This is a genomic window from Stieleria sedimenti, assembly GCF_025060895.1.
Lineage (GTDB): Bacteria > Planctomycetota > Planctomycetia > Pirellulales > Pirellulaceae > Stieleria > Stieleria sedimenti.
Map to the genome: position 1 here is coordinate 1 of NZ_JANZKV010000387.1, position 1,545 is coordinate 1,545.

General features: G+C 57.6%; 3 protein-coding genes. 2 read left to right on the forward strand and 1 reads right to left on the reverse strand.

Features of this window, described 5'->3' with window-relative positions; all coding sequences use genetic code 11:
• The coding region (locus tag NZK35_RS34065; protein WP_259636992.1) for a hypothetical protein at positions 1-302 on the forward strand (302 nt) is incomplete at its 5' end.
• 19 nt (positions 303-321) lie between these two features.
• Here NZK35_RS34065 and NZK35_RS34070 read toward each other — a convergent pair.
• Complete coding sequence (locus NZK35_RS34070) at positions 322-801, reverse strand: hypothetical protein (RefSeq protein ID WP_259636993.1); 480 nt, start codon at positions 799-801, stop codon at positions 322-324.
• A 298-nt stretch (positions 802-1,099) separates the two neighbouring features.
• Between NZK35_RS34070 and NZK35_RS34075 the strand changes: the two genes are divergently transcribed.
• The coding region (locus tag NZK35_RS34075; protein WP_259636994.1) for a CBS domain-containing protein at positions 1,100-1,545 on the forward strand (446 nt) is incomplete at its 3' end.

Genomic DNA, 1,545 nt, shown 5'->3' on the forward strand with positions numbered 1-1,545 from the left:
CCGAGCGGATGCTGGAATTGTCCGAACTGCGACTCGATGCCGCCGCCTGGCAGATCGCGTCGATCACCAGCGATGCACGGTTCATCGTGCTGCACTACACCCAGCGTCGCCGCGTGGAGCTGTTGGCCAAGCATTCGAAGTACCCGGTGCGGATCGTCGACGCCAAACGCGCCTACATTCCGCTGCGGCCACAAAAAAAACCGGGGTCCAAGAAACAGCCACCCAAAAACTATCCCGAGGTCGACATCGATGACACGACCGGTGGCGGGTATTTGAAACTCGCGCGCGGCGTGTTGGGGTGACACCCTCGCTCTGCAGCGGCTACAAGTACATCCCCACAAACCCCTGGCCGAGTTCGTTTTCTTCGGCCAACTTTTGCATTCGGGCTTCGGTTTTGGACAGATCACCGGCTTCGATGTAACGATCGAATTCGACCAGCACCGCATGCTGAACCGATTCGGCAAAAAAATCCACGATCGGCTGTGACAGCCAGCCACACGTCTCGCGCAACAGTTTCACCGTCAGGTCCACCGATCGAGTTTTGCGGTCTTCTTCGCCCGTCAGCGCGGTGCCTTCGAATTCGAACGCGATCTCACCGCGATTGGTCGCGTTGGTCAGGTGAAACACGCACGTGCAACGGTGCAGGTAATACGTGTTGTGTGTGCCGTGCTTTTTCATCGCCGCCTTGACCCGCTGGACGAACTGCTCGTACGCCGGCGAGGCGTCCAGGGGCGCATCCAATCGCGACACGCTCCTGAGCGGCAGACAATCGAATTCGATTTCGACCCATTGGCCTTTCATTGGATTTTCTCCTGGGGTTGTGAAAAGAATCACATGGCATCACATGGCGTGTGACCAGGTGGGTGGAAACATCGGCCCCGATGCGGAAAACCTAACGCCACAGCGGTCTTTTGGCGAGCCTGGCGGCAACGCTACGGGACAATCGACGCCGCGCATCGTCAATACCATGGATCTGCAGGGCACCAAAAATTTCTTGACACCGACGTCGCTTCGGCAAAAAACGGGGTCCCCGGGCAGCCTTTCGACGGATGCCTCGGGATCGTCTTTCTTCCACTTCATTCTCTCCCGGAGCAAGCTTATGATGCCCAACACCTGTGCACGCGACATGATGGTATCGAACCTGACGACACTCTCGCCAGACATGGACGTTCTGGAAGCCCTCGATGTGCTGTTGCAACATCGAATTTCTGGTGCACCGGTGGTCGACCATGACGATCGCTTTTTGGGGATCTTTTCGGAAAAGTCTTGTATCCGATTTGTGGTCAATGCGGCTTACGAGCAGATGCCGTCGAACAACGTGATGGCGTTTGTCGACACCGATCCCCCGACCATTGAAGCTCGCACGGACTTGCTTTCGATCGCTCAGACGTTTCTGGATGCGTCGTGCCGCAGGTTGCCGGTCTTGGATTCCAATCGGCGGTTGCTCGGTCAGATCTCACGTCGTGACGTGATGCGCGAGGTCCGCGATCACTTGAACAAACAGGAGCCGGTCGCGACGGGAGCGGGGTTGTACCTCAGCGCGGT

Coding starts and splice junctions, on each gene's coding strand:
- NZK35_RS34070 (WP_259636993.1), bottom strand. CDS start 801: ATGAAAGGCCAATGGGTCGAAATCGAATTCGATTGTCTGCCGCTCAGG.